Source organism: Flavonifractor sp. An10 (assembly GCF_002161215.1).
Taxonomy (GTDB): domain Bacteria; phylum Bacillota; class Clostridia; order Oscillospirales; family Oscillospiraceae; genus Flavonifractor; species Flavonifractor avistercoris.
Genome location: NZ_NFMB01000012.1, coordinates 70,730 through 95,183 on the forward strand (window position 1 = coordinate 70,730; position 24,454 = coordinate 95,183).

Sequence of the window (24,454 nt, forward strand, 5' to 3'; positions counted from 1 at the left end):
AAATACAAAAAGTAAAGTGTATTTTTTCACAATCTTCTGCTGTTTTGGCATTGAGAATCCCCGGGGTTCGGGTGTATAATACCAGTACAGCCAAAATCTTTGGCAAATCGCAGCTCACGCGTAAATATGGAGGATGATACCAATGGCCATTCACATGTTCCAGCAGCTCATCGACACCCTGAAGAAGAGCCCCAAGCGCATCGTCTTTACCGAGGGCACCGACGCCCGCATCCTGGAGGCCAGCGCCCGCCTGCTGGCCGGCACCTTCCTGACCCCCATCCTCATCGGCAATGTGGATGCCGTCCACGCCGCCGCGGAGGAGGCCGGCTTCAACATCCGGGGCGCGGAGATCATCGACCCGGAGACCTACCCCGACATGGACAAGATGGTGGACACCATGGTGGAGCTCCGCAAGGGCAAGATGACCGCCGACGAGTGCCGCGCCGCCCTGAAGAAGGGCAACTACTTCGGCACCATGCTGGTGAAGATGGGCGTGGCCGACTGCCTGCTGGGCGGCGCCACCTACTCCACCGCCGACACCGTCCGCCCCGCCCTGCAGCTGGTCAAGACCAAGCCGGGCAACAAGATCGTCTCCTCCTGCTTCATCATGGTGCGCGAGGGCGTGGGCGACAACACCGTGCTGGCCATGGGCGACTGCGCCATCAACATCAAGCCCACCGAGGACGAGCTGGTGGAGATCACCACCGAGGTGGCCCACTGCGCCCGCATTTTCGGCATCGACCCCAAGGTGGCCATGCTGTCCTACTCCACCAAGGGCTCCGGCAAGGGCGAGGACGTGGACAAGATGCGCCACGCCTATGAGAAGGTTCTGGCCACCAACCCCGACTTCGACGTGGACGGCGAGCTCCAGTTCGACGCCGCCGTCTCTCCCGCCGTGGGCCAGCTCAAGAGCCCCGGCTCCCCCGTGGCCGGCTATGCCAACACTTTTATCTTCCCCGACATCAACGCCGGCAACATCGGCTACAAGATCGCCCAGCGCCTGGGCAACTTCGACGCCTACGGCCCCATCCTGCTGGGCCTCAACGCCCCCATCAACGACCTCTCCCGCGGCTGCAACGCCCAGGAGGTCTACTCCATGGCCATTATCACTGCGGCTCTGGCCTGAGCAAATGTTACATCACCCCGGAGCGGTCTCAGGGCCGCTCCGGGGTTTCTTATGGCCATGGAGGAGACCTCCACCCCGCCAGCGGCGGGGGCGGTCTCTCCCCCGAGACGGCAGCGCGCCCCGGGCGGAAATTCCGCCCGGGGCGCGCAGGCTCTCGAAAAAAACTCCGTGTGGAAAAGCCTCGCAGAGTTTACCCGCAAGGGGTACGCCGCATCCGTAAGGCGGCAAAGTCGCCAACGGCTGCGCAGCCGCGCCCGCAGGCGCGAAAAAATGGAAATCTGTTTTCTCCGGCGACATGTGCGTCGGAGAAAACACTTCTCAGGCCGCAAGTGTGGGATTTGTCCGCCTGAAGCGGACAAATCCTGCGCGCGGCGGACTGCATCCTGCTCAAAAAAGCGGCTTTGCCGCTTTTTTGACGGTCTCAGCGCCCCGGGCGGAAATTCCGCCCGGGGCGCGTATGTTCAGTAGAGCTCGTCCAGGATGCGGATGGCCTGGGCCACGCAGCTCTCCTCACAGGAGCCCAGGATGCGGGCCCCCCAGGCCCGCACCTCCGGGGCGCAGTTGGAGGGGGCGAAGGGGATGGCGGAGACGGCCAGCATGGGGATGTCGTTCTGGTTGTCGCCGATGCAGTAGATGTGGCCGGGCCGGATCCCCAGCCGGCGGGCCAGCAGCTCCACCATGCCGCCCTTGCTGCTCCCCTTCCGGGTCAGCTCCAGCAGCACCGGGTTGGAGAAGATCACCTCGTAGTGCTCGCTCCACCGCTCCAGCATGTACCGCTGGGTCTCCAGCAGCACCTCGCTGCGCTGCTGGAGGATGGCCTTGCTCCAGGGCAGGGGCATGTCCGCGATGGGGGCCTCGGTGGAGGGCAGGCCCGCCCGGCCCAGGTGGTGGCGGGTGACGGCGTTGGGCTGGTAGGTGTACACGTCGTCGTGGTGGTAGGCCTCAAAGCCGATGGAGGGGATCGCCCGGGCCACCTCCTCCATGTCCCCCCGCACCCGGTCGGGGAGGAAGGTCTCGTACACCATCTCCCCGGTGCGGAAGTCGTACAGGGCGGAGCCGTTGGACAGGATGACGGGGGCGTTGATGGGCACGCTGCGGGCGTGGGGCGCGAAGTTGGGCCGGGCCCGGCCGGTAGCCACGGTGAAGATGCCCCCCTGGCCGGTGAAGTAGGTCAGGGCCTCCACGTTTTCCCGGGTAATGCGCATATCCTCGCCATAGAGGGTGTCGTCAAAGTCGCTGGCGAACAGCACGCCGTCAAATTTTCCCATGGAGGCTCACCTGCTTTCCCGGGCGGAGTGCGCCCTGTGATTGTTTAGCTGCCGCCGGGGCTACGCCCGCCGGGCCAGCCGCGCCAGCACCTGCGTGAAATAGTCCGGCAGGGGGCACTCCACCGTCACCCGCTCCCCGGTGCGGGGGTGGATGAAGGAGAGCCGCCTGGCGTGGAGGCACTGGCCCGCCAGGCCGGGCACCGGCTTTTTGGCCCCGTACACCGTGTCCCCCAGCAGGGGGTGGCCGATGGAGGCCATGTGCACCCGGATCTGGTGGGTGCGGCCGGTCTCCAGCCGGCAGCGGATGTGGGTATACCCCGGATAGCGCGCCAGCACCTGCCAGTGGGTCACGGCGGCGCGGCCGTTCTTCCGGTCTACCGCCATCTTCTTCCGCTCCACCGGGTGGCGGCCGATGGGGGCGTCCACGGTGCCCGCGTCCTCTCTCAGGGTGCCCACGCACACCGCCTCATACTCCCGGTAGAGGGAGTGATCCTGGAGCTGTTCGGCCAGGGCCTGGTGGGCGAAGTCGTTCTTCGCCGCGATGAGCAGGCCGGAGGTGTCCCGGTCGATGCGGTGGACAATGCCGGGGCGGAGGGCTCCGTTGATTCCGGAGAGTGATTCCCCGCAGTGATATAACAGTGCGTTGACCAATGTGCCGTCGGGATGGCCCGCCGCCGGGTGCACCACCATGCCCACCGGCTTGTTGACCACGATCACGTCCCCGTCCTCGTACACCACGTCCAGGGGGATGTCCTGGGGCACGGCGTCCACCGGCTCCGGCTCGGGCAGCGCCACCGCCAGCACGTCGCCGGGGGCGGTCTTGTAGTTCTTCTTCACCGGGCGGCCCGCCAGGGTCACCGCCCCCTCCTCCAGCAGGCGCTGGGCGGCGGAGCGGGTCAGCTCCGGCACCAGCCGGGCAATGAACTGGTCGGCCCGCTCCCCGTCCCGGTCAGCCCTCAGCAGAATCGGCTCCATGGCCGTCCCCCCTGCCGTGGAAAAACAGATAGTAGACGCAGAAGCCGATGCCGCCGCACACCACGCAGATGTCCGCCACGTTGAACACCGCGAAGTGGATGAACAGGGTCTGGAACATGTCGGTGACGTACCCGAACAGCGCCCGGTCGATCAAGTTGCCCACCGCCCCGGCCAGCACCAGGGACAGGGTGAGCATGGCGAGGGGGTGGGGAAATACCTTTTTCAGCAGCAGCACAACCAGGGCCACCGACACCACCAGGGACACCACGGTCAGAATCCAGGTGTGCTGGGAAAAGATGGAGAAGGCCGCGCCGGTGTTCTGCACATAGGTCAGCTGGAGGATGTGGGGCAGGAAGGGCACGTCCCCCCCCAGGGGAATGTAGGCCCGCACCAGGAACTTGACCAGCTGGTCAAGCCCCACCAGGGCCAGCACAAGTACCGCATACAGCATGAAAGGGCTCCTTTTTCTCGTTCAGATTCCCTTTATTGTACCACGCCCCGGCCCCGGGCACAAGGGCTCTTCGTCCGGAATGGGGCCGCGCAGGGCCTCCGCCTCCCGGATGTGCGCCAGAATCAGGTGGCGCACATAGCCGGACAGCGTGCGGTACGAATCCCCGGCCAGCCGCCGCAGCTTGGCCTTGGTGCGGCCGTCCACCAGGACGGTTATGGTCTCCTTCCGGTTGGGGTGGTTCATAGGGATCCCTCCTTTTGTATCTATATAATATCAAACAGATACAAATAGTCAATATCTTTTTGTATCTATTAGAACTATTGTGAGGAGACTGGTTGAGAGGATATCATGATAGCATCTAATAGAGTCAAAAGGAGTTGAAAGTATGTCTGTGCAGGCCAATCCCTATCCGCTTCGTCTGGAAAAAGTCTATATGGAAAAAATCCGCGCCCTGGCGAAGCAGGGGCGGAGATCCATCAATATGCAACTGTGCATTGCGGTGGAGAGCTATCTGAAGCAGTACGAGAAGGAGCACGGGGAGATCCCCGTGGAGCCGGAGAACCCGTAGGGCGCCGGGGGTACCCCGGTAAACGAACGGCGCGCCGGGTCGTACCCCAGGGCACCTTCTCTTGCCCCGTTGGGGCAATTCACCTTGTCGCGCCCCACGGGGCCAGTGGTTGCGGGGGCAAACGGGCGGCGCGCCGGGTCGTACCCCAGGGCACCTTCTCTTGCCCCGTTGGGGCAATTCACCTTGTCGCGCCCCACGGGGCCAGCGGCTGCGGGGACAAGCGGGCGGATGATATCCGCCCCTACATAGTGAGCAGTTACCCGCCGGTTGCGAGGGGCACCCCGGCCCTTCGGCGGCATGGCACCGACGGCGGCCCGGCGGGCCAGGCCGGTACAGCGCAACCACTTCCAGGGCTTGCGGGGTAATCCCGATGCGGGCCACCCAAGGCGCGGCAGCGCCTGTAACGAAGCCAAAAAAGGAACCGGGCGTGGATGCACGCCCGGTTCTTGCTTTGTCTGTACAGCTTTCCGCCGCCATGAACCCCCGTATTGGGGGATCCAGGGTGGGCGGAGCCCCCCGGCCCTTCTTTCCCCCCATTTCTTCGGGAAGAAATGGGGGCGCCCGCCGCGCAGGCGTGCCACCCGGGGAGTACCCCGGCAAATAACGGCGGGGGCAAGCCCCCGCCCTACAGTGCATGGCAATTTCCGCGCCAGCCGGGCTTTTACCAGACGGGCGACCACAGGTCGCCCCTACATCGTCGGCCCAAGCTGCGGATCATTCGCTTCCGCGTAAACGCGAAAGCTCATTCCCTCCGCTGGGCCTCCTTCTCCCCACGCCGACCACTTCGTTGAGTCGCCGCGGGGGCCCCATTGGGTGCGCCGGGTCGTCGCGCCCCACAGATGGGGCGCCCGCCGCGCAGGCATCCGGGAACCCCTCATCCGCCCCAGTGCGCGCACTGGGGCACCTTCCCCCCAGCGGGGGGAAGGCTCCGGGCGCGCGATGCGCGCCCCCAAGGGACACGCTCGTTTCAGGACAAAAAAGTGCGCCGCCCGGGATACGGGCGGCGCTTGTGTTTACCGCTCTTCGCGGAAATACGCCAAACCAAGGCTGGCAGGCGGCTGCTTGTCGCGGTTGTTGCGCAGGGAGGTGAAGATCAGCACCACCACGGTGACCACATAGGGCAGGATCTTGTAGATCTGGTCGGGAATGAGGTCGATGGGCATGCGCAGGTAGAGGATGAGCAGGCCGCCGAAGAGGATGGAGCCCCAGATGGCCCGGTAGGGGCTCCACAGGCAGAAGATGACCAGGGCCACGGCCAGCCAGCCCTCGCCGGACAGGCCCTCGTGGTTCCACACGCCGCCCACCACGGTCATGATGTACACCATGCCGCCCACGGCGGAGATGCCGCCGCCGATGACGGTAGCCAGGTACTTGTAGCGGGCCACGCTGATGCCGGCGGCGTCGGCGGTGGCGGGGGACTCGCCCACCGCCCGCAGGTACAGGCCGGAGCGGCTGCGCCGCAGGTACAGGCCCATAGCCACGGCCATGGCGATGCCCAGGTAGGTGAAGATGCTGTGGCCGAACAGGAGGCTGCCCACCACGGGCAGCTGCTGGAGGGCGGCCGGGAAGGGGGAGTTGTTGAAGGCGGCCTTCAGGGTGTTGCTGACGGCCACATAGGTGCCCTCCTGCACCCGCATGAACTCGCCCAGGTACTGGCCCACGCCGGTGCCGAAGATGGTGAGGGCCAGGCCGGTGACGTTCTGGTTGGCCCGGAGGGTGATGGTGAGGAAGCTGAAGATCAGCGCACCCGCCGCCCCGGCCAGGAAGGAGCCCGCGATGGCGATGACCACCGCCAGGGGGGCGGACACCGCCGCGCCGGTCAGCTTCTCATAGTAGAACGCCGCGCCCAGGCCCACGGCGCCGCCCATGAACATCATGCCCTCCACGCCCAGGTTCAGGTTGCCCGACTTCTCGGTGAGGATCTCGCCGGTGGTGCCGTAGAGCAGGGGGGTGCCGTAGAGGACGGCGGCGGTGATCAGGTTGAGCAGGAATGTCATGATTTCGCCGCCTCCTTTCGGGCCTGCCGCTCCTCCGCGCCGCGGAAGATGAGCCGGTAGTTGATGAAGAACTCACACCCCAGCATGAAGAACAGCAGCACGCCGGTGATCACGTCGGACAGGGACACCGGGATGGACATCTGGGTGTTGAGGGTGTCGGCGCCCTTCTGGAGCACGGCCAGCAGGGCGGATATGCCCACCATGGCGAAGGGGTTGAGCTGGGCCAGCCAGGCCACGGTGATGGCGGTGAAGCCGGCGTTGTTTGCCACGCCGGAGTAGAGGGTGTTGTTGGCGCCGGAGACCAGCAGGAAGCCCACGATGCCGGCGATGGCGCCGGAGAGGAACATGGTGCGCATGATGATCCAGCCCACGTTCATGCCGGCGTAGCGGGCGGTGTTCTCGCTCTCGCCGATGACGGCGATCTCGTAGCCGTGCTTGGTGTAGCGCATGTAGAGGAACATGAGCACCGTCAGCACCAGCACGATGATCCACCCGCAGTACACCCCGGCCACCCGGGGCAGGCAGGCGTTGGACGCGAACTGCTCGATCTGCTGGCTGCCCCGGGGGATCTTCTCCCATGGCCCGCCCTGGAGCCACTTGACCACGCCGATGATGATGTAGTTCATCATCAGGGTGAACAGGGTCTCGTTGGTGCCCCACCGGGCCTTGAAGAAGGCGGGGATCAGGGCCCAGATGCCGCCGCCCACGGCGCCGGCGGCGCACATGATCAGCAGCAGGGGCACCTGGGGCAGCCGGTCGGCCCAGAACAGGGCGAAGTAGGTGGCGCACATGGCGCCGGCGGTGATCTGCCCCTCGGCGCCGATGTTCCAGAAGCGCATCTTGAAGCAGGGGGCGATGGCCAGGGCGGCGCCCAGCAGGGGGATGAAGTTCTTCACCGTCTGCCGGATGCCGGAGGTCTTGCCCAGGGCGCCCTCCACAATGGTGGCGTAGCCCTGGACGGGGTTGTTGCCCGAGATCAGGATCACCAGGCCGCCCACCACCAGGGCCAGCAGGATGGCCGCGATGCGGATGCCCCACTGGGCCGCCGCCGGCATGCTCTCCCGCTTGGCCAGGCGGATCAGGGGGGTCTTTTCGCCGTTATGCATCCTGTGCCGCCTCCTTTCCGCCGCCCACGTGGGTCATGTACAGGCCCACCTCTTCCTTGGTGGTGCCCCGGCCGTCCACGATGCCGGACACCTTGCCGCCGCAGAGCACCAGGATCCGGTCGCACAGCTCCAGCAGCACGTCCAGATCCTCGCCCACCAGGATCACGGCCACGCCCTTCAGCTTCTGCTGGTTGAGCAGGCCGTAGATGGTGTAGGAGGAGTTGATGTCCAGGCCCCGGACGGGATAGGCGGTCATGAGCACCGTGGGGGTGGAGTCGATCTCCCGGCCCACCAGCACCTTCTGCACGTTGCCGCCGGACAGCCGCCGCACCGGCGTGGACACGCCGGGGGTGACGATCTCCAGCTCCTCAATGAGCCGCTCGGCCAGGGCCCGGGGGGCCTTCCGGTCTACAAAGGGGCCCTTGTGCTCCCGGTAGGTCTTGAGCATCATGTTGTCCACCATGTCCATGCCCGCCACCAGGCCCATGCCCAGCCGGTCTTCGGGCACGAAGGCCAGGGAGACGCCCACCTTGCGGATCTGGGTGGGGTTCTTGCCCACCAGCTCCTCCCCGTTTCTGTCCACCGGCACGTGGTAGCCGGCGATGTCGCTGTTGGGGTGGGGCGGGTAGTAGAGCACGCTGCCCGCCTCCACATGCTGCAGGCCGGCGATGGCCTCCAGCAGCTCCTTCTGCCCCGAGCCGGCGATGCCCGCGATGCCCAGGATCTCGCCGCCGAAGGCCTGGAAGGACACGTCGTCCAGGGTCTTGACCCCCTCGTGATCCCGGCAGGTCAGGCCCTTCACCTCCAGCCGGAGATCCTTATATTTGGCCTCCGGCCGGTCGATGTTCAGGCTCACCGCCCGGCCCACCATCATCTCGGTGAGGGCCTGGGGGTTTGTCTCGGCGGTGTTGACGGTGCCGATGTACCTGCCCTTGCGCAGCACCGCCACCTGGTCGGACAGGGCCATGACCTCGTGGAGCTTGTGGGTGATGATGACGATGGCCTTGCCGTCGGCGCGCATGTTGCGCAGCACGGCGAAGAGCTTCTCCGTCTCCTGGGGGGTGAGGACGGCGGTGGGCTCGTCCAGGATCAGGATGTCCGCCCCCCGGTAGAGCACCTTGATGATCTCCACCGTCTGCTTCTCCGACACGGACATGTCGTAGACCTTCTTGTCCGGGTCGATGTCGAAGCCGTACTTCTCGCTGATCTCCTTCACCCGGCGGCCGGCGGAGCGGATGTCAAACCTCCCCTTCCCCTCCAGGCCCAGGACGATGTTCTCCGCCGCGGTGAACACGTCCACCAGCTTGAAGTGCTGGTGGATCATGCCGATGCCCAGGGCGTAGGCGTCCTTGGGGGAACGGATGGTGACCTCCTTCCCCTCCACGAAGATGTGCCCCTCGTCGGGGAAGTAGATGCCGGAGATCATGTTCATCAGGGTGGTCTTGCCGCTGCCGTTCTCCCCCAGCAGGGAGAGGATCTGCCCCCGCTTCACGTCCAGATCGATGTGGTCATTGGCAACCACGCTGCCGAAGCGCTTGGTGATCCCCTTGAGCTGGATTGCACTGGTACCTTCCAAGCCCAGCCTCCTTTCCCGGCCCCGGGGGGCCGAAGTTCTCTCGTCTCTCTTACAACTGCATGATAACAAATTTTTGGAAGTGTGTAAACCAAAAATCCCAAAAGCATGCGGGGGCCGGCCAGAAGGCCGGCCCCCATGGGCGTCTGTTCCGATTACTCCTCGGTGATGCCGTCGATGATGTAGCAGAACTGGGGCGCGGACAGGCCGCCCTCCTGGCTCAGATCGGACTCGGCAAAGTACTCGCCCTCGCCGATGCTCCACACCTCGCCGTCGGGATCCTGGGCGGGATGGCCGGACAGGGGGCCGGCGAACACGTGCAGGCCGTCGGCCAGCTCGGCCTCGGCGGCCTCCAGGGCCTCCGCGGTGCCGGGGGCGGCGATGGCCTCGTTCAGGGTGGTGAGCTTGACGGAGCCGTCAGCGTAGCCGGCAGTCCAGTCCTGGGCGAACTCCTCGCCGTTGGCCACGGCGGAGATGGCGTAGACAAAGTAGGGGGCCCAGTCCACGCGGCAGGAGATGATGCTGGACTCGGGGGCCACGCCGGTCATGTCGTTGTTGTAGCCGCAGTGGAACACGCCGGCATCCTGGGCGGCGGTGGCGGGGGTGGTGTTGTCGGAGTGCTGGGAGATGAGCACGCAGCCCTCGTCGGCCAGGGCGGCGGCGGCGGCGGCCTCCTCAGAGGCGTTGGACCAGCTGTTCACGTACTTGACCTTCATGGTCACGCTGGGGCACACGCTCTTGGCGCCCAGATAGAAGGCGGTGTAGCCGGAGACCACCTCGGCGAAGGGGAAGGCGGCCACGTAGCCGATGACGGCCTCTTCGGCGGTGATGGTGCCCTCGTCGATGAGCTGCTGGAGCTTCATGCCGCCGGCCACGCCGGCCAGGTAGCGGCCCTCGTAGATGTTGGCGAAGGCGTTGTGGGTGTTGGCCAGATCGTCCACAGCGGAGGCCTGGTTGGTGCAGGAGATGAACTCAATCTCCGGATAGTCGGGGGCCACCTTGAGCATGTAGGACTCAAAGCCGTAGGAGTTGTTGATGATGATCTGGCAGCCGGCGTCGGCCAGCTCGATGTTGGCGTCCTCGCAGCCGGAGTCCTCCAGGATCTGGGTCTTGTAGACCCACTCCACGTTGATGCCCTGCTCGGCCAGCTGGGCGGTGGCCTCCTCCACGCCGCGCATGAAGTTGTAGGTGTAGCCCTGGTCGTTCTCGTCGCCGATGCACACCATGCCAACCTTGATGGTCTTGGCCTCATCGCCGGCGGGGGTGGTCTCCCCGGCGGGGGCGGTGCTCTCGGGGCTGGAAGGGGTCTCGGCAGAGCCCTGATCCCCGCCGCTGCAGGCCGCCAGGCCAAACACCATGGCGCCCGCCAGGAGCATTGCAAGCAGTCTCTTCTTCATAAACAGGTTCCTCCTTATCACATTCAGACAGTATCGGATCCTCTATTCCAAACGGCTGCCCGCGCGGGGGACGACTGTCCCCGCCCGTGGTGGACGCCAAATCATCCGCTCATCACGGAGGATGCCCTCCGCCTGCGGCAGCCGGTCTTGCTTATGTCAGTCAGTATATCCGTGCGGGAAACCATTGCCGGGCCCGTAGGGGCGGATATCATCCGCCCGTTCGCCTCTGCAACCGTCGGCTCCGTGGGGCGCGACGACTCGGCGCGCCGTCCGCAGGGGCGACCTGTGGTCGCCCGCTCATAGAGGATGCCCCCCTCACGGGGCGGGCCTGCCCGGCCGGGGCCCCCATTTCTTCCCGAAGAAATGGGGGGAAAGAAGGGTCAGGGGCTTCGCCCCCTGAACCCCCAAAACGGGGGCTCATGGCGGCGGTGGGCTGTGTCTGGCTTGCAAAGACCAGGCGTGCATTGCCGCCCGCCCCATTGGCTGGCGCTTGCGGTAACTGGGGCCCCCGCCGAAGCCCAGCGAAGCGGGTTCGGTGGGGAGAGGAGGCCCAGCGGAGGGAATGAGCTTTCGGGCCTGCCCGGAAGCGAACGATCCGTAGCTTGGGCCGACGACGCCGCGCCCCGGGCGGCACGCATCGGGGTTACCCTGCAAGCCCTGAAAGCTGCTGCGCTGTACCAACTTGGCCCGCCGGGCCGCCGTCGGTGCTGTGCCTCTGAAATATCAAGGAAGTCGTGGCAACTGTCCGTGGGGCGCGACGACCCGGCGCGCCCTCGGGGGTTCCCCGGCAGACAGGCGATCAAAGCCTTACTCTGACAAATCGCGGGCGGATGATATCCGCCCCTACGGGCACGACGGTTACGGCACCCGGCCGGGCAGGCCACTCAGCAGAACTCCACGCCGCCCTCCACGCTCATGGACTTGATGCGGGCCAGGGACGTCCCAAAGCGGCCCGCCGCTTTGGGAACCCAACTTCCTTTTCGCGCTGGGGCAACTGAATTGCCCCAGCGCCGAGGTTTTGGCCCAGGGGCCAAAACGCTCGTACGGCGCGGGCGCCGCCCCGCTTCGCGGGGCCCCGTGGAGTCCCTGGCCAATCAGCCGGGTGCAATGGGGCGCCTTAACAGAACTCCACGCCGTCCTCCACGCTCATGGACTTGATGCGGGCCAGGGACTCCACCCGCACGCCCATGCCGCGGATGAGGTCGCCGCCGGGCTGGAAGGCCTTCTCCACGGCAATGCCGGCCCCCACCAGGGTGGCGCCGGCGTCCCGCACCAGGTTGATCAGGCCCTGCAGGGCGCTGCCGTTGGCCAGGAAGTCGTCGATGAGGAGCACCCGGTCGGAGGGCAGCAGGAACTCCTTGGACACGATGATGTCGTACACCTTGCCGTGGGTGAAGGACTCCACCTTGGAGGTGTACACGTCCCCGGCGATGTTCTTGGTCTTGTTCTTCTTGGCGAAAATCACCGGACAATCAAAAAACTGCGCAGTTACGCACGCGATCCCGATCCCCGATGCTTCGATGGTCAAAATCTTGGTAACTCCGCAGTCTCCGAACAGGCGCAGGAACTCTTTCCCCATCTCCTGAAACAGCTTCACATCCATCTGATGGTTCAGGAAGCTGTCCACCTTCAGCACGCCGCCCTCCCGGATCTTGCCATGGGTGCGGATGCGCTCCTCCAGCAGCTTCATATAGTCCTCTCCTTACTCCACAGAAAAAGATAGTTTTATTGTATCGAATTTTGGAAGTCCCTGCAACTGACTATATTCTATCAAAAATCCCCGGGCCCGTCACGTGTTTTTAGAAAAATTATACGGAAGAAATGCCCAAACTCCGGCCCCCGCTTTTGTGCATCCTGTTTTTTGGTTGTACTCCGTGTCGGTTTTTGGTACAATGCTGGTGGTTCCATATTACTGAGCAAAGGAGATCGCATATGATGCGTGACGCGCCGGTTCTGCGCGGCGGCCCTGGCCGCCGTGCTGCTGCTCGCCGCCGCCCCTCTCCCCGCCGCCGACGCCGCCTTTGCCGACGCCGGGCAGCTGGGCCGCGGACGTGATCCAGAAGGTGGAGGAATACGGACTGATGGAGGGCTACCCCGACGGCACCTTCGGCGTGGGCAGGGAGCTCACCCGGGTGGAGTTCGTCACCGTGCTGTGCCGGATGTTCTCCTGGGACACGGTGACGCCGGAGAGCCCCTCCTTCTCCGACTGCCCCGCCTCCCACTGGGCCTACTCCTATGTGGAGACCGCCCTGGCCCACGGCGTCATGGACGCCGGCGGCGCCTTCCGGCCGGAGGACTACATCAGCCGGGAGGAGATGGCCGTCATGCTGGTGCGGGCCCTGGGGTACAACGAGCTGGCCGGCCAGCTCACCGACCTGTCCCTCCCCTTTGACGACGTGACGGAGAACCAGGGGTACATCGCCATCGCCTACGACATCGGCATGATCACCGGCGTGGAGGGGGCGGGCGGCCAGCTCAAGTTCCTCCCCTGCGACTCCGCCACCCGGGAGGAGGCCGCCGCCATGCTGGTGCGGGTGTATGAGCGGTACACCAGCCGCGTGGACTGGCTCCACGGGTTCTACGCCTTCTCCTCCTACTCCCAGATCGACCTGACCGCCTCCATGGACGCCGTCAGCGTGGGCTGGGCCCGGATGGAGCTGGATCCGGCCAGCGGGCCGTGGCTCAACTCCACCAATTCCAACAGCAACGACTGGGTGATGCCCGCCGATCCCACCCCCGCCACCGGCTATTGGGAGGGCCGGAGCATCCCCTGCAACCTCAATGTATACGCCTCCGACGGGGATTCCATCACCCTCTCCGACGGCAGCACGGTCTCCACCGTGGACGGGGTGGTGGGCGATCCGGCCCGGCGGGCACAGGCCGTCTCCGCCCTGGTGTCCGCCGCGGCGGACTACGCGGGGATCACCATCGACTTTGAGGCCCTGAAGGGGGCGGACACCCGCGCCAGCTTCGTCACCTTCCTCACCGAGCTGCGCGCCGCCCTGCCGGCGGACAAGAGCCTCTATGTGTGCGTCCAGCCCGACACCTGGTACGACGGCTGGGACTACCGGGGCATCGGGGAGGCCGCCGACAAGGTGATCCTCATGGCCCACGACTACCAGTGGCCCTCGGTGCCCGAGTCCTATGTGGGCACCACCAACACCTACTCCCCCGTCACCCCCTTCGACAGCGTGTACGAGGCCCTGCGGGATCTCACCGATCCGGACACCGGCGTGGCCGACCGGAGCAAGCTGGCCCTGGCCATCTCCTTCGGCACCGCCGGGTTCCGCGTGGATGAGAACGGCGTGCTGCTGGAGACCACCATCTACCACCCGGCCATGTCCACCCTGGCCGCCCGGCTGAACCAGAGCGACACCGTGGTGACCTACGACACCGCCTCCCGCAACCCCTGTGCCCTCTACACCACCGAGGACGGCAGCCGCTACAAGATCTGGTATGAGAACGAGCAGAGCGTGACGGACAAGATCCAGCTGGCCCGGATGTTCGGCATCACCGGCGTGTCCCTGTGGCGCGTCGGCAACATCCCCAACACCGCCGGCTACGACGTGTGGAGCGCCGTCCTGTCCCAGCGCTGAACGAACATACTTAGGAGGCAGACCGATGAACCGAAAACAGGTGATCCAGGAGTTCCTGCTGATGACCTTCGGCACCCTGCTGGTGAGCGTAGGGGTGTACTTCTTCAAGTTCCCCAACAACTTCTCCATGGGGGGCGTGGCCGGCCTGGCGGTGCTGCTGGGGGAGCTGTTCCCCCAGATCTCCGCCTCCACCTACAACTCCGTCATCAACGTGCTCTTCCTGGTGGTGGGGTTCCTGGTGCTGGACAAGGGCTTCGGCTTCCGGACGGTGTACTGCTCCCTGCTGTCCGCCGGCATGATCCAGGTGTTCTCCTGGGTGTTCCCCATGAGCGGCCCCCTCACCGACCAGCTGGTGCTGGAGCTCTTCTTCGCCGTGATCCTCCCCGCCCTGGGCTCGGCCATCCTGTTCAACATCGACGCCTCCTCCGGCGGCACCGACATCGCGGCCATGATCCTGAAAAAGTACACCGGCATGGACGTGGGCCGGGCCCTGCTGATCTCCGACGTGGTGATCGCCGCGGCGGCCCTGTTCGTGTTCGACATGACCGCCGGGCTGTGCTCCCTGCTGGGCCTGGCCCTCAAGTCGGTGCTGGTGGACAGCGCCATCGAGTCCCTCAACCGCCGGAAGGCCTTCTTCGTCATCACCTCCGACCCCGTCCACGTGTGCGACTACGTGACCCACACCCTGGGCCGGGGGGCCACCGTGTGGCAGGCCAAGGGGGCCTACACCGACCAGACCCACCACGTGGTGCTCACCGTCCTGTCCCGGGGGCAGGCGGTGGCCATGCGCCGCCACCTGAGGCAGGTGGATCCCCACGCCTTCCTCATCGTGGCCAACTCCAGCGAGATCTTCGGCAAGGGCTTTCTCCAGCCCTGACGCATCCAGCACCCCGCCGCCCCACCGGGCCTCCGGCGGGGCCTTTTTTGCCCCGGTTTGGAAAATATTTCCCGATCGACGGCGTCCGCCTCCCTTCGCGGCAGAATCTGGTAATATATGGTTATCCAAGGTTCTGCCACAAAGGAGGAATTCCGATGCCGCTGCTGCGTCGAAAAGGTCTGTTTGAGAGCAACAAGGTGGTTTTTCTGCCGATCGCCGCCATTTCCCCCAACCCGGGCCAGCCCCGGCGCCACTTTTCCCGGGCGGGGCTGGAGGAGCTGGCCGCCTCCATCGGGGAGCACGGGGTGCTCCAGCCCCTGTCGGTGCGGCGGGTGCCGGGGGGCTATGAGCTCATCTCCGGGGAGCGGCGGCTGCGTGCCTCCCGCATGGCGGGGCTGGAGGAGGTGCCTTGCATCCTGGTCAGCGTGGACGGGCAGGAGTCCTCCCTGCTGGCCCTGGTGGAGAACCTCCAGCGGCGGGATCTGGACTTCGTGGAGGAGGCCCTGGCCCTGTCCCGGCTGATCCAGACCTACCACCTGTCCCAGGAGGAGGCCGCCAAAAAGCTGGGCAAGTCCCAGTCCGCCATTGCCAACAAGCTGCGGCTGCTCAAGCTGCCGCCGGAGGTGCTGGCCCTGCTGCGGGAGAAGGGCTTCACTGAGCGCCACGCCCGGGCCCTGCTGCGGCTGGAGACGGCGGAGCAGCAGGCCGCCGCCGCCAGGGCGGTGGTGGAGGGCGGCCTGACGGTAGCCAGGACGGAGGAGTATGTGGAGCGCCTCCTCCACCCCGCGCCGCCGGCCCGGCGGAAGCCCACCATCGTGCTCAAGGATGTGCGGCTCTTCCTCAACACGGTGAGCCGGGGCCTGTCCCTGATGAAGCAGGCCGGTGTAAAGGCAAACTGCCTGCGCGAGGAAACCGCCGACGCCATCCAGCTCACCATCACCATTCCCAAGTAGGGGCGCACCTGTGCGCGCCCGCCTGTCTGGTACGCCTCTCCTGTTGGGCCCGTGTTTCACGTGAAACATGGGCCCGTATTTTTTAGGATTTTATGAATTTTCCGACGTTTCACGTGAAACAGCGGAAAATCAGTTGAATTGCGCCATCTGCCGCTATATAATAGAACCTGACCCTTTGCAGCGAAGCAAAAAAGGCAGGTGTGCTATGGCTAAGACCATCGCGATTGTGAATCAAAAGGGCGGGGTGGGAAAGACTACCACCTGTGTCAATCTGGCCGCCGCCCTGAAAAATCTGGGCTGCCGGGTGCTGGTGTGCGACTTCGATCCTCAGGCCAACACCACCTCCGGCTTCGGGGTGGACAAGACCGTCTCCCCCAACATCTACGACGTGCTGCTCAACGGCTCGGAGACCCCCAAGGCCGTCCAGTCCACCCCCTACGGGGACGTGATCCCCTCCAACAAGGCCCTGGCCGGGGCCACGGTGGAGATGATCGCCCTGGAGCACCGGGAGTACCGGCTGAAGGACGCCCTGGACACGGTGTCGGACAACTACGACTACGTGTTCATCGACTGCCCCCCCTCCCTGGAGCTGCTCACCCTCAACGCCCTGTGCGCCGCGGACACGGTGCTGGTGCCCGTCCAGTGTGAGTACTACGCCCTGGAGGGCCTCAGCGATCTGCTCTCCACCATCCGCATCGTCAAGCGCTCCCTCAACCCCAGGATCGCCCTGGAGGGGGTGGTGCTCACCATGTATGACGGCCGCACCAACCTGTCCATGCAGGTGGCGGAGGAGGTCAAGCGCCACTTTCCCGGCCAGGTGTACGCCACGGTGATCCCCCGCAACGTGCGGCTCTCCGAGGCCCCCAGCTACGGCAAGCCGGTGAGCGCCTATGACAGCCTCTCCCGGGGCGCGGAGGCCTACGACGCCCTGGCCCACGAGCTGCTGGAGCACAACCAATTCGCGGTGACCCGCGTGGAAAGGAAGGAATGAAGCAATGGCAATGGAACGGGGCCTGGGCCGCGGCCTGGGCGCACTGCTGGGGGACGCCGCCCTCCAGTCCCAGGAGGGGGGCTCCCTCTCCCTCCCCATCTCCCAGGTGGAGCCGGGGCTGAAGCAGCCCCGCAAGCGGTTTGACGAGGAGTCCCTCCAGGATCTGGCCGACTCCATCCGCATCCACGGGGTGATTCAGCCCCTGACGGTGCGGCGGCTAGCCTCCGGCTACTACCAGATCATCGCCGGGGAGCGGCGGTGGCGGGCGGCCAAGCTGGCCGGCCTCACCGAGGTGCCCGCTGTCATCATCGAGGCCGACGACCGGAAGGTGATGGAGCTGGGCCTGATCGAGAACCTCCAGCGGGAGGACTTGAACCCCATTGAAGAGGCCAACGGCTACAAGGTGCTGCTGGACGAGTACGGCCTCACCCAGGAGGAGGTGGCCCAGCGGGTGGGCAAGTCCCGCCCGGCGGTGGCCAACGCCCTGCGGCTGCTGGCTCTGCCCGACCCGGTGCATCTCCTATTGGAGGAGGGCAAGCTGTCCGCCGGCCACGCCCGGGCCATCCTGGCGGTGCCCTCCGGGGAGCTGCAGAAGAAGCTGGCCCAGAAGGTGGTGGCGGAGGAGCTGTCCGTCCGCCAGACCGAGGCCCTGGCCAAGCGCCTGGCCGCCGGGGAGAAGGAGCCCTCCGCCCCCAAAACCGCCGCCGGGCCGGATCTCTCCCTCTATATTAAGGAGGCGGAGAAGTCCCTGGCCAGCCGCTTCGGCCGGAAAGTCCACATTGTCAACGGCCGGAAGAAGGGCAAAATCGAGCTGGAGTACTACAACCCGGAGGATCTGAACGCCCTGCTGGAGCTGCTGGAGCAGCTGCCCGGGAAAGGGGGTTCCTCCCTGTGAGCCAGGAGACCGAGAAGCAGGAGCGGGGCCGCCTCCAGCACGCCGCGGAGCACGAGCGGCCCAACAAGCGCAATTCCGTGCTGTTCTATCTGGTGATCCTCTTTGCCGCCGCCTTTGTGCTGCTGCTCATGTCCTTCCTCATGCAGCAGCGGGCCAACCAGGCCGCCCTGGACGATCTCCAGCAGACCTCCGACTCCACCGTCCAGTCCCTGGAGAACATGCTCCAGGAGAATGAGAGCCTCAAGGAGCAGAACGCGGAGCTCCAGGCCCAGGTGGACGCCCTGGAGGAGCAGGTGAACAGCGCCCAGACCGACACCGGCGAGACGGACGCCCTCCAGAGGCAGCTGGACGCCCTCACCTACCTGAACCAGATCCGCGCCCTGTACAACGAGGGGCGCTATGCCGACGCCCGGGATGTGGCCGCCGCCGCCGAGTCCGCTCTGGCCGGGAACGGCGGCATGGAGGGCGTGCTGGGGGAGGTCTCCGCCGCCCTCACCGACCAGGAGCGGGAGAACTACGACCCCCTGGAGGCCTACCACTCCCTCACCGAGTGGCTGAATTAACTCCCGCAACTCCGGGGCCGCTGTTTCACGTGAAACATCGTCGGGGCAAAGTCCGTTCCGTTCCGTCCTTAACAATTTTCAATTATCCATTCTCAATTATCAATTCATCTGAGGTGAACAACCATGCTGGATATCAAATTCATCCGGGAGAACCCCGATGCCGTCAAGGAGAACATCAAGAAGAAGTTCCAGGAGGAGAAGCTGCCCCTGGTAGACCAGGTGATCGCCCTGGACGCGGAGAACCGCAAGACCATCCAGGAGGCCCAGGAGCTGCGCACCGCCCGCAACGCCAAGAGCAAGCAGGTGGGCATGCTGATGGGCCAGGCCAAGAAGGATCCCTCCAAGCTGGCCGAGGCCGAGGCCCTGAAGGCCGAGGTGAAGGCGGACGCCGACCGGCTGGCCTGGCTGGAGGGCCGGGAGGACGAGCTGGCCCAGGAGATTCACAAGATCATGCTGGTGATCCCCCAGATGATCGACCCCTCGGTGCCCCTGGGCCCCGACGACAGCTGCAACGTGGAGGTGCAGCGCTTCGGTGAGCCGGTGGTGCCCGACTTCCCCGTCCCCTACCACACCGACATCATGGAGTCCTTCGACGGCATCGATCTGGACGCCGCCGGCCGGGTGTCCGGCTCCGGCTTCTACTACCTGCTGGGCGACATCGCCCGCCTCCACGAGGCGGTGCTGGCCTGCGGCCGGGACTTCATGATCGACAAGGGCTTCACCTACGTCATCCCCCCCTTCATGATCCACGGCAACGTGGTGGAGGGCGTCATGAGCCAGACCGACATGGACGGCATGATGTACAAGATCGAGGGGGAGGATCTCTACCTCATCGGCACCTCCGAGCACTCCATGATCGGCCGCTTCATCGACCAGATCCTCCCCGAGGACAAGCTGCCCCAGACCCTCACCTCCTACTCCCCCTGCTTCCGCAAGGAGAAGGGCGCCCACGGCATCGAGGAGCGGGGCGTCTACCGCATCCACCAGTTTGAGAAGCAGGAGATGATCGTGGTCTGCAAGCCTGAGGACTCCATGAAGTGGTACGAGCAGATGTGGCAGTACTCCGTGGAGCTCTTCCGCGCCTTCGACATCCCCGTGCGGCAGCTGGAGTGCTGCTCCGGCGATCTGGCCGATCTGAAGGTCAAGTCCTGCGACATCGAGGCCTGGAGCCCCCGCCAGCAGAAGTACTTCGAGGTGTGCTCCTGCTCCAACCTGGGCGACGCCCAGGCCCGCCGCCTGAAAATCCGCGTCAAGGGCGCCGACGGCAAGACCTACCTGCCCCACACCCTCAACAACACCTGCGTGGCGCCCCCCCGCATGCTCATCGCCCTGCTGGAGAACAACCTCCAGGCCGACGGCAGCGTGAAAATCCCCAAGATCCTCCAGCCCTACATGGGCGGCAAGGAAGTCCTGGTGCCCAAAAAGTAAGGGCGGATATCATCCGCCCGAAGCCTTCCCCCCTGTGGGGGAAAGGTGCCCCAGTGCGCACTGGGGCGGATGAGGGGTGCCCTGTTTTCACGCCGGGGGTGCCCCCTCGCAGGGCACGCATCGCGGTTACCCTGCAAACCCTGATAACTGTTGCGCTGTACCGGCCTGGCCCGCCGGGCCGCCGCCGGCGTACAATGTTTTGAATCCCCTCTCAGCCCGTAGGGCGGGGGCTTGCCCCCGCCGCCTTGTCTCCCGCAAGCCGGGGCCGGGCGGGGAAAAAGGAGAATGAAGTATGAGACCCATGCTTTCCGCGCTGCTCCTCGCCTGCGCCCTCCTCCCTGCTGCGCTGCTGGGCGGCTGCGCCGCTCAGCCGGAGGAGACCCCCCCGGCGGAGGAAACCCTGACCCAGGAGCAGATCGACGCCATCTCCGATAAATACGGCCTGGAGAGCCCGGCCCAGCAGACGGAGGCGCTCACCGGCGCGGACTGGGGCGTCAGCATCAAGGAGTCCCCCGCCGCCCAGCCGTAACCAGAATCCCATAAGGAGCAGTTTATGTCCGCAAAAGAGAAAACCACCGGCTTCTTTGCCGAGTTCCGCAAGTTCATCGCCCGGGGCAGCGTGATGGATCTGGCGGTGGGCGTCATCATCGGCGGCGCCTTCTCCGCCATCACCAACTCCCTGGTCAACGACATCCTCAACCCCATCCTGGGCATTTTCGCCGGCAGCAATGAGGCCCTGGCCGCCATGGCCGTGCAGCTGCCCGGCGGCGGCGCGCTCATGATCGGGAATTTCATCAACGCCGTCCTCAACTTCTTCATCATGGCCTTCGTGGTGTTCTGCATCGTGAAGGTGCTCAACCGCCTCCACAGAAAGGAGGAGGCGCCCCCTCCCCCGCCCCCCGGCCCCTCGGCGGAGGAGATCCTGCTCACCGAAATCCGCGATCTGTTGAAGGAGCAAAAGCATGTCTGATCAACCCAACCAAAACAACGAGAACCAGGAGCAGCAGCCCTCCTACACCCCCGCCTCCCCGCTGAAGCGCACCCTGGCGTGGGTGGGGCTGGTGTATATGCTGGCCTTTGTGGGGCTCAACCTCTACCCCTTTTTCAGCGGCGGGCAGTACCTGCGGGGCATCTATCCCCTGCTGGCCTGCCCCGCCGCCGCCGGGCTGGCGGTGATTGCCCTGCTGCGGCTGCGGCAGAAGGACTGCCTGCCCTCCCAGAGGGCGGTGATGGGCCTGGTGGCCGCCGGCTGCGCGGTGGTGTTTGTCGTGGGCCTGGTGCAGGGGATTCCGCCCCTGCTGGCCGGACTGGGGGTGTGAGCCGTGGAGGAGCGCATTGCCAGAGGCCTGGCCGCCCTGGGGCTCACCCCGCCGCCCGACGCCGCCCCAAAGCTGGCGGAGTACGGCCGCCTGCTGCTGGAGCAGAACCAGGTCATGAACCTGACCGCCATCACCGACCCCGACCAGGTGGTGGATCTCCACTTCCTGGACTGCGCCGCCCTGCTCACCCTGGGGGTGGACTTCCGGGACAAATCCCTCATCGACGTGGGCACCGGGGCGGGCTTCCCCGGCCTGCCCCTGAAAATCCTGGAGCCCTCCCTCCGCCTCACCCTGCTGGACAGCCTGGGCAAGCGCGTCCGTTGGCTGGAGAGCGTCTGTGAAGCTCTTTCCCTTGACAGCGTTGCCTGTCTCCACGCCCGGGCGGAGGAACAGGCCCTGGCGGAGGGCTTCCGCGACGGCTTTGACCTGGTGACCTCCCGGGCGGTGGCCGCCCTCCCCCTCCTGTGCGAGCTGTGCCTGCCCTACGTGAAGGTGGGCGGCCTCTTCCTTGCCATGAAGAGCGTGGACAGCGGCGAGGAGCTGAACCAGGCCGGCCGGGCCATCGCCAAGCTGGGGGGCCGCCTGCTGCCCCCGGTGGACTACGAGATCCCCGGCTGCGGCGTGCGCCACCGGGTGGTGCGGGTGGAGAAGCTCTCCCCCACCCCCAAGGGCTACCCCCGGCGCTGGGCAAAAATCCAGAAAGCCCCCCTTTAACGCGGAATTTTCTTACCAATTTGCACAAATAGCCATTGATTCCCAACCCGAAGTATGATAAGGTATTGACGGGAGTGAGCCTATGTCCACTGCAATCGTAATCACATCGGGAAAGGGCGGCACCGGAAAAACCTCCCTCACCGGCGGCGTGGCCTCCTGCCTGGCCGCCCTGGGGCACCGGGTGCTGTGCATCGACATGGACATCGGCCTGCGCAACCTGGATCTCACCCTGGGGCTCAGTGACCGGGCGCTGATGGACTTCACCGACGTGCTGTCGGGCCGCTGCACCCTGGAGCGGGCCGCCGTCCCCCACCCGGAAATCCAGGGCCTGTTCCTGCTCACCGCGCCGGTGAACCTGCCCGGCACGCCCCTGGACGAGGCCGCCATGAAGGCGCTCCTCCGCCAGGCCAGGGAGCAGTACGACTACATCCTCATGGACTCCCCCGCCGGACTGGGGGAGGGCTTCCGCCTGGCCTGCTGCGGGGCTGACCGGGCCGTGGTGGTGTCCACCACCGACGCCTCCGCCCTGCGGGACGCCCAGCGCACCGTGGCCGTCCTCCGGGGGCGCATCCCGCGCATCCATCTTGTGGTCAACCGGGTGCAGCCCAAGCTGCTGCGCCGGCTCCACACCACCATTGACGACGCCATGGACACCGCCGGCCTGCCCCTGCTGGGCATCGTGCCGGAGGATCCCCAAGTCCTGCTGTGCGCCAACCAGGGCACGCCCCTGATCCTCCGGGCCAGCCGGGGGGCCGCCATCGCCTATCTGAACATCGCCAGGCGCCTGCTGGGGCAGCGCGTCCCCCTCATGAAGCTCCACTAACTTGTAAATTGGAAAGAAGGTTGTCCACTATGAACATCGCCCTGATGAGCCACGACCGGAAGAAGGAGCTCATGGTACAGTTCTGCATCGCCTACTGCGGAATTTTGTCCAAGCACACCATCTGCGCCACCAACACCACCGGCCGCCTGGTGAGCGAGGCCACCGGCCTGCCCGTGCAGCTCTTCCTCTCCCACGAGCACGGCGGCAGCCAGCAGATCGGCGCCCGCATCGCCTACAACGAGATCGACATGGTGCTCTTCTTCAACGACCCCCAGTCCGGCGATCTGGACGCGGATTTGAAGTATATCACCAACCTGTGCGACCAGTACAACGTGCCCTACGCCACCAACCTGGCTACCGCCGAGGTGCTCATCCACGGCCTGGAGCGGGGCGACCTGGACTGGCGCGACATCATCAATCCCAAGACCAAGCCCTTTACCGCATAACACGCACCCCTACCGATCAGGCAAGACGGGCAGGCCACCACCGGCTGTCCGCCTTTTTGCTGGAAAGGAGCCCGTCATGAAACGGAGCCAGATCCTCGCCGCCGCCGGGGCCGCTGCCGCCCTCATTCTGCTGGTGCTCACCCTCCGGCAGGTCTCCGCCCTCCGGGAGGAGGTGGACGGCCTCCGGGATCGCCTGCTTCAAATGGAGCAGAGCCTCACCGATGAGATCAGCGGCATTGACAACGCCGTCCGCCGGGAGCTGGAGACCCAGGGCAGCCTGTTCTCCTCCGCCGAGGCCAGCTTGGACTATCGGGACGGGGCTCTGGTGCTCACCGCGTCTGTACTGCCCAAAGAGGTGAGGGCGGACGAGACCCTCACCCTCTCCGCGGGCGGGGTGAGCGCCCCCATGGCCGCCGGGGCGGACGGAGTCTATACCGCAGAACTCACCCTCCCCCTGGTGCGGGAGCTCACCCCAGCGGTGGCCTTTTCCTCCCCCGCCGGCACCCGGCAGGAGGCGCTGGATTCCCTGTGGACAGACGACGTGCTCACCGTGGACGGGGAGAGCACCTACAACACCGGGGACGGCGGGGTCACCACCGTGTACGTGGGCCTCAGCCCCGACCCCAGCGGCCCGGTGGCAGACCGGGCGGACGCGGCCTCCCTCACCCTGGAGGTGGTGGACGCCCCCACCGGCATCCCCCTGGGCACCGTGGACATGGAACCCGCCCAGTCGCCGGGACAGGGGGGTTTCCACCGGCTCCACCACACAGGCCGTCAACGCCAACGCCCTGTGGTATGCCGCCGACGTGAGCGAGTACGTCCAGGGGGAGGACTACGACCTGGAGTTCCGGGCCGTCCTCACCACCGCCGGCGGGCTGGAGCTCACCGATCCGAATCCGGTGGTCACCCTCCAACAGAACAGCGGCAGCTCCGGCGATGTGGACTTCTCCCCCGCCTGGGAGGAATAAGGATTGACTTTTTTCCCGGTTTGGGATACTATAGTCAGGCAAAACCGCCCTGACGGGGCAAGTACCGCGACATCCACCGCCACAGAGAGGACGCCATCGGCTGAAAGCGTCCGCGGCAGGGGCGCGGGAGACGGCCCTACCAGCGGGCCCGGAGACGGGCGCGGTTCCCTTCCCGCAACAGAAGGACAGAGGGAGCGGAGTTCCGCTCTGAACATGGGTGGCACCACGAAAGCAGGGCGCTTTCGTCCCGTGACTGGGGACGAGAGCGCCTTTTTGCGTCTGGAGAGCGGGCCTGCCCGGCCGGGGCCCCGCTTTTGATGTCAAAAGCGGGGGGAAAACCAGCAGGGAGGGGGATTTCGATTTCCCCCTCCCTGCACCCTCCCCTTAAAACGACCAATCAGGGGGGCCTCGGCCCCCCTA

The 24,454-nt window shown here is 65.8% G+C and carries 25 protein-coding genes; 16 read left to right on the forward strand and 9 right to left on the reverse strand.

All coding sequences use genetic code 11. The features are described from left to right. Positions 1 to 142 precede the first annotated feature (142 nt). Complete coding sequence (gene pta / locus B5E42_RS18090) at positions 143 to 1,126, forward strand: phosphate acetyltransferase (protein ID WP_087242230.1); 984 nt, start codon at positions 143 to 145, stop codon at positions 1,124 to 1,126. 461 nt (positions 1,127 to 1,587) lie between these two features. On the opposite strand, the gene B5E42_RS18095 is transcribed toward pta, so the two are convergent. The 4 genes from B5E42_RS18095 to B5E42_RS18110 are packed head-to-tail and all read right to left on the reverse strand — an operon-like array spanning position 1,588 to position 4,063. After that, the gene (locus B5E42_RS18095) at positions 1,588 to 2,394 is read right to left on the reverse strand and encodes an HAD-IIB family hydrolase (RefSeq protein ID WP_087242233.1); all 807 of its coding nucleotides are present in this window, start codon (positions 2,392 to 2,394) and stop codon (positions 1,588 to 1,590) included. A 60-nt stretch (positions 2,395 to 2,454) separates the two neighbouring features. Next, on the reverse strand, positions 2,455 to 3,369 hold the full coding sequence (locus B5E42_RS18100; RefSeq protein ID WP_087242235.1) for an RluA family pseudouridine synthase: 915 nt from the start codon (positions 3,367 to 3,369) through the stop codon (positions 2,455 to 2,457). Next, positions 3,344 to 3,820: a signal peptidase II gene (gene lspA / locus B5E42_RS18105; RefSeq protein WP_087242237.1), complete on the reverse strand. Its 477-nt coding sequence runs from the start codon at positions 3,818 to 3,820 to the stop codon at positions 3,344 to 3,346. Before lspA ends, B5E42_RS18100 begins: the two co-directional genes overlap by 26 nt. Before the next feature lie 21 nt (positions 3,821 to 3,841). Further along, positions 3,842 to 4,063, reverse strand: a complete 222-nt coding sequence (locus tag B5E42_RS18110; protein WP_087242239.1) for a hypothetical protein — start codon at positions 4,061 to 4,063, stop codon at positions 3,842 to 3,844. A gap of 142 nt (positions 4,064 to 4,205) precedes the next feature. Between B5E42_RS18110 and B5E42_RS18115 the strand changes: the two genes are divergently transcribed. Further along, positions 4,206 to 4,388, forward strand: coding sequence for a hypothetical protein (locus B5E42_RS18115; protein WP_087242241.1), 183 nt, complete (start codon positions 4,206 to 4,208; stop codon positions 4,386 to 4,388). 1,013 nt (positions 4,389 to 5,401) lie between these two features. Here the strand turns inward: B5E42_RS18115 and B5E42_RS18120 are convergent. The 5 genes from B5E42_RS18120 to B5E42_RS18140 form a co-directional block, all read right to left on the reverse strand. After that, the gene (locus B5E42_RS18120) at positions 5,402 to 6,385 is read right to left on the reverse strand and encodes an ABC transporter permease (protein ID WP_087242243.1); all 984 of its coding nucleotides are present in this window, start codon (positions 6,383 to 6,385) and stop codon (positions 5,402 to 5,404) included. Beyond that, positions 6,382 to 7,491, reverse strand: coding sequence for an ABC transporter permease (locus B5E42_RS18125; RefSeq protein WP_087242245.1), 1,110 nt, complete (start codon positions 7,489 to 7,491; stop codon positions 6,382 to 6,384). Before B5E42_RS18125 ends, B5E42_RS18120 begins: the two co-directional genes overlap by 4 nt. Beyond that, entirely contained in the window at positions 7,484 to 9,067 is a 1,584-nt protein-coding gene (locus B5E42_RS18130; protein ID WP_087242247.1) for an ABC transporter ATP-binding protein, read from the reverse strand. Before B5E42_RS18130 ends, B5E42_RS18125 begins: the two co-directional genes overlap by 8 nt. Positions 9,068 to 9,219: 152 nt before the next feature. After that, entirely contained in the window at positions 9,220 to 10,461 is a 1,242-nt protein-coding gene (locus B5E42_RS18135) for a BMP family ABC transporter substrate-binding protein (protein ID WP_087242249.1), read from the reverse strand. Positions 10,462 to 11,578: 1,117 nt separating this feature from the next. Next, positions 11,579 to 12,151, reverse strand: coding sequence for a xanthine phosphoribosyltransferase (locus B5E42_RS18140; RefSeq protein ID WP_087242251.1), 573 nt, complete (start codon positions 12,149 to 12,151; stop codon positions 11,579 to 11,581). A 361-nt stretch (positions 12,152 to 12,512) separates the two neighbouring features. Here B5E42_RS18140 and B5E42_RS18145 point away from each other — a divergent pair, with 361 nt between their 5' ends. The 14 genes from B5E42_RS18145 (at position 12,513) to B5E42_RS19055 (ending at position 24,087) form a co-directional block, all read left to right on the forward strand. Continuing rightward, positions 12,513 to 14,057, forward strand: a complete 1,545-nt coding sequence (locus tag B5E42_RS18145; RefSeq protein ID WP_242967230.1) for an S-layer homology domain-containing protein — start codon at positions 12,513 to 12,515, stop codon at positions 14,055 to 14,057. A 25-nt stretch (positions 14,058 to 14,082) separates the two neighbouring features. Continuing rightward, complete coding sequence (locus B5E42_RS18150; RefSeq protein ID WP_087242253.1) at positions 14,083 to 14,934, forward strand: YitT family protein; 852 nt, start codon at positions 14,083 to 14,085, stop codon at positions 14,932 to 14,934. Positions 14,935 to 15,089: 155 nt separating this feature from the next. Beyond that, positions 15,090 to 15,887 (forward strand): ParB/RepB/Spo0J family partition protein, encoded by a 798-nt coding sequence (locus tag B5E42_RS18155; protein WP_087242255.1) that lies wholly within the window; start codon positions 15,090 to 15,092, stop codon positions 15,885 to 15,887. 205 nt (positions 15,888 to 16,092) lie between these two features. After that, positions 16,093 to 16,878: a ParA family protein gene (locus B5E42_RS18160; RefSeq protein ID WP_087242257.1), complete on the forward strand. Its 786-nt coding sequence runs from the start codon at positions 16,093 to 16,095 to the stop codon at positions 16,876 to 16,878. A 4-nt stretch (positions 16,879 to 16,882) separates the two neighbouring features. Next, the gene (locus B5E42_RS18165) at positions 16,883 to 17,773 is read left to right on the forward strand and encodes a ParB/RepB/Spo0J family partition protein (protein ID WP_087242259.1); all 891 of its coding nucleotides are present in this window, start codon (positions 16,883 to 16,885) and stop codon (positions 17,771 to 17,773) included. Beyond that, positions 17,770 to 18,336 carry a hypothetical protein gene (locus tag B5E42_RS18170; protein ID WP_087242261.1) on the forward strand — a complete coding sequence of 189 codons (567 nt, stop codon included), beginning with the start codon at positions 17,770 to 17,772 and terminating at the stop codon, positions 18,334 to 18,336. Before B5E42_RS18165 ends, B5E42_RS18170 begins: the two co-directional genes overlap by 4 nt. 123 nt (positions 18,337 to 18,459) lie before the next feature. Beyond that, the gene (gene serS / locus B5E42_RS18175) at positions 18,460 to 19,764 is read left to right on the forward strand and encodes a serine--tRNA ligase (RefSeq protein ID WP_087242263.1); all 1,305 of its coding nucleotides are present in this window, start codon (positions 18,460 to 18,462) and stop codon (positions 19,762 to 19,764) included. Between the two features lie 292 nt (positions 19,765 to 20,056). After that, a complete protein-coding gene (locus B5E42_RS18180) occupies positions 20,057 to 20,293 on the forward strand; it encodes a hypothetical protein (protein ID WP_087242265.1) in 237 nt (78 codons plus the stop codon). Between the two features lie 24 nt (positions 20,294 to 20,317). Further along, positions 20,318 to 20,734, forward strand: coding sequence for a large conductance mechanosensitive channel protein MscL (gene mscL / locus B5E42_RS18185; RefSeq protein WP_087242267.1), 417 nt, complete (start codon positions 20,318 to 20,320; stop codon positions 20,732 to 20,734). Then, positions 20,727 to 21,083, forward strand: a complete 357-nt coding sequence (locus B5E42_RS18190) for a hypothetical protein (protein ID WP_087242269.1) — start codon at positions 20,727 to 20,729, stop codon at positions 21,081 to 21,083. Before mscL ends, B5E42_RS18190 begins: the two co-directional genes overlap by 8 nt. A 3-nt stretch (positions 21,084 to 21,086) precedes the next feature. Next, complete coding sequence (rsmG, locus tag B5E42_RS18195) at positions 21,087 to 21,797, forward strand: 16S rRNA (guanine(527)-N(7))-methyltransferase RsmG (protein ID WP_087242271.1); 711 nt, start codon at positions 21,087 to 21,089, stop codon at positions 21,795 to 21,797. Positions 21,798 to 21,879: 82 nt separating this feature from the next. After that, the gene (gene minD, locus B5E42_RS18200) at positions 21,880 to 22,620 is read left to right on the forward strand and encodes a septum site-determining protein MinD (protein WP_087242272.1); all 741 of its coding nucleotides are present in this window, start codon (positions 21,880 to 21,882) and stop codon (positions 22,618 to 22,620) included. A 29-nt stretch (positions 22,621 to 22,649) separates the two neighbouring features. Beyond that, the gene (locus B5E42_RS18205) at positions 22,650 to 23,066 is read left to right on the forward strand and encodes a methylglyoxal synthase (RefSeq protein WP_087242274.1); all 417 of its coding nucleotides are present in this window, start codon (positions 22,650 to 22,652) and stop codon (positions 23,064 to 23,066) included. A gap of 76 nt (positions 23,067 to 23,142) precedes the next feature. Continuing rightward, positions 23,143 to 24,087 (forward strand): hypothetical protein, encoded by a 945-nt coding sequence (locus tag B5E42_RS19055; protein WP_141242574.1) that lies wholly within the window; start codon positions 23,143 to 23,145, stop codon positions 24,085 to 24,087. Positions 24,088 to 24,454 lie beyond the last annotated feature (367 nt).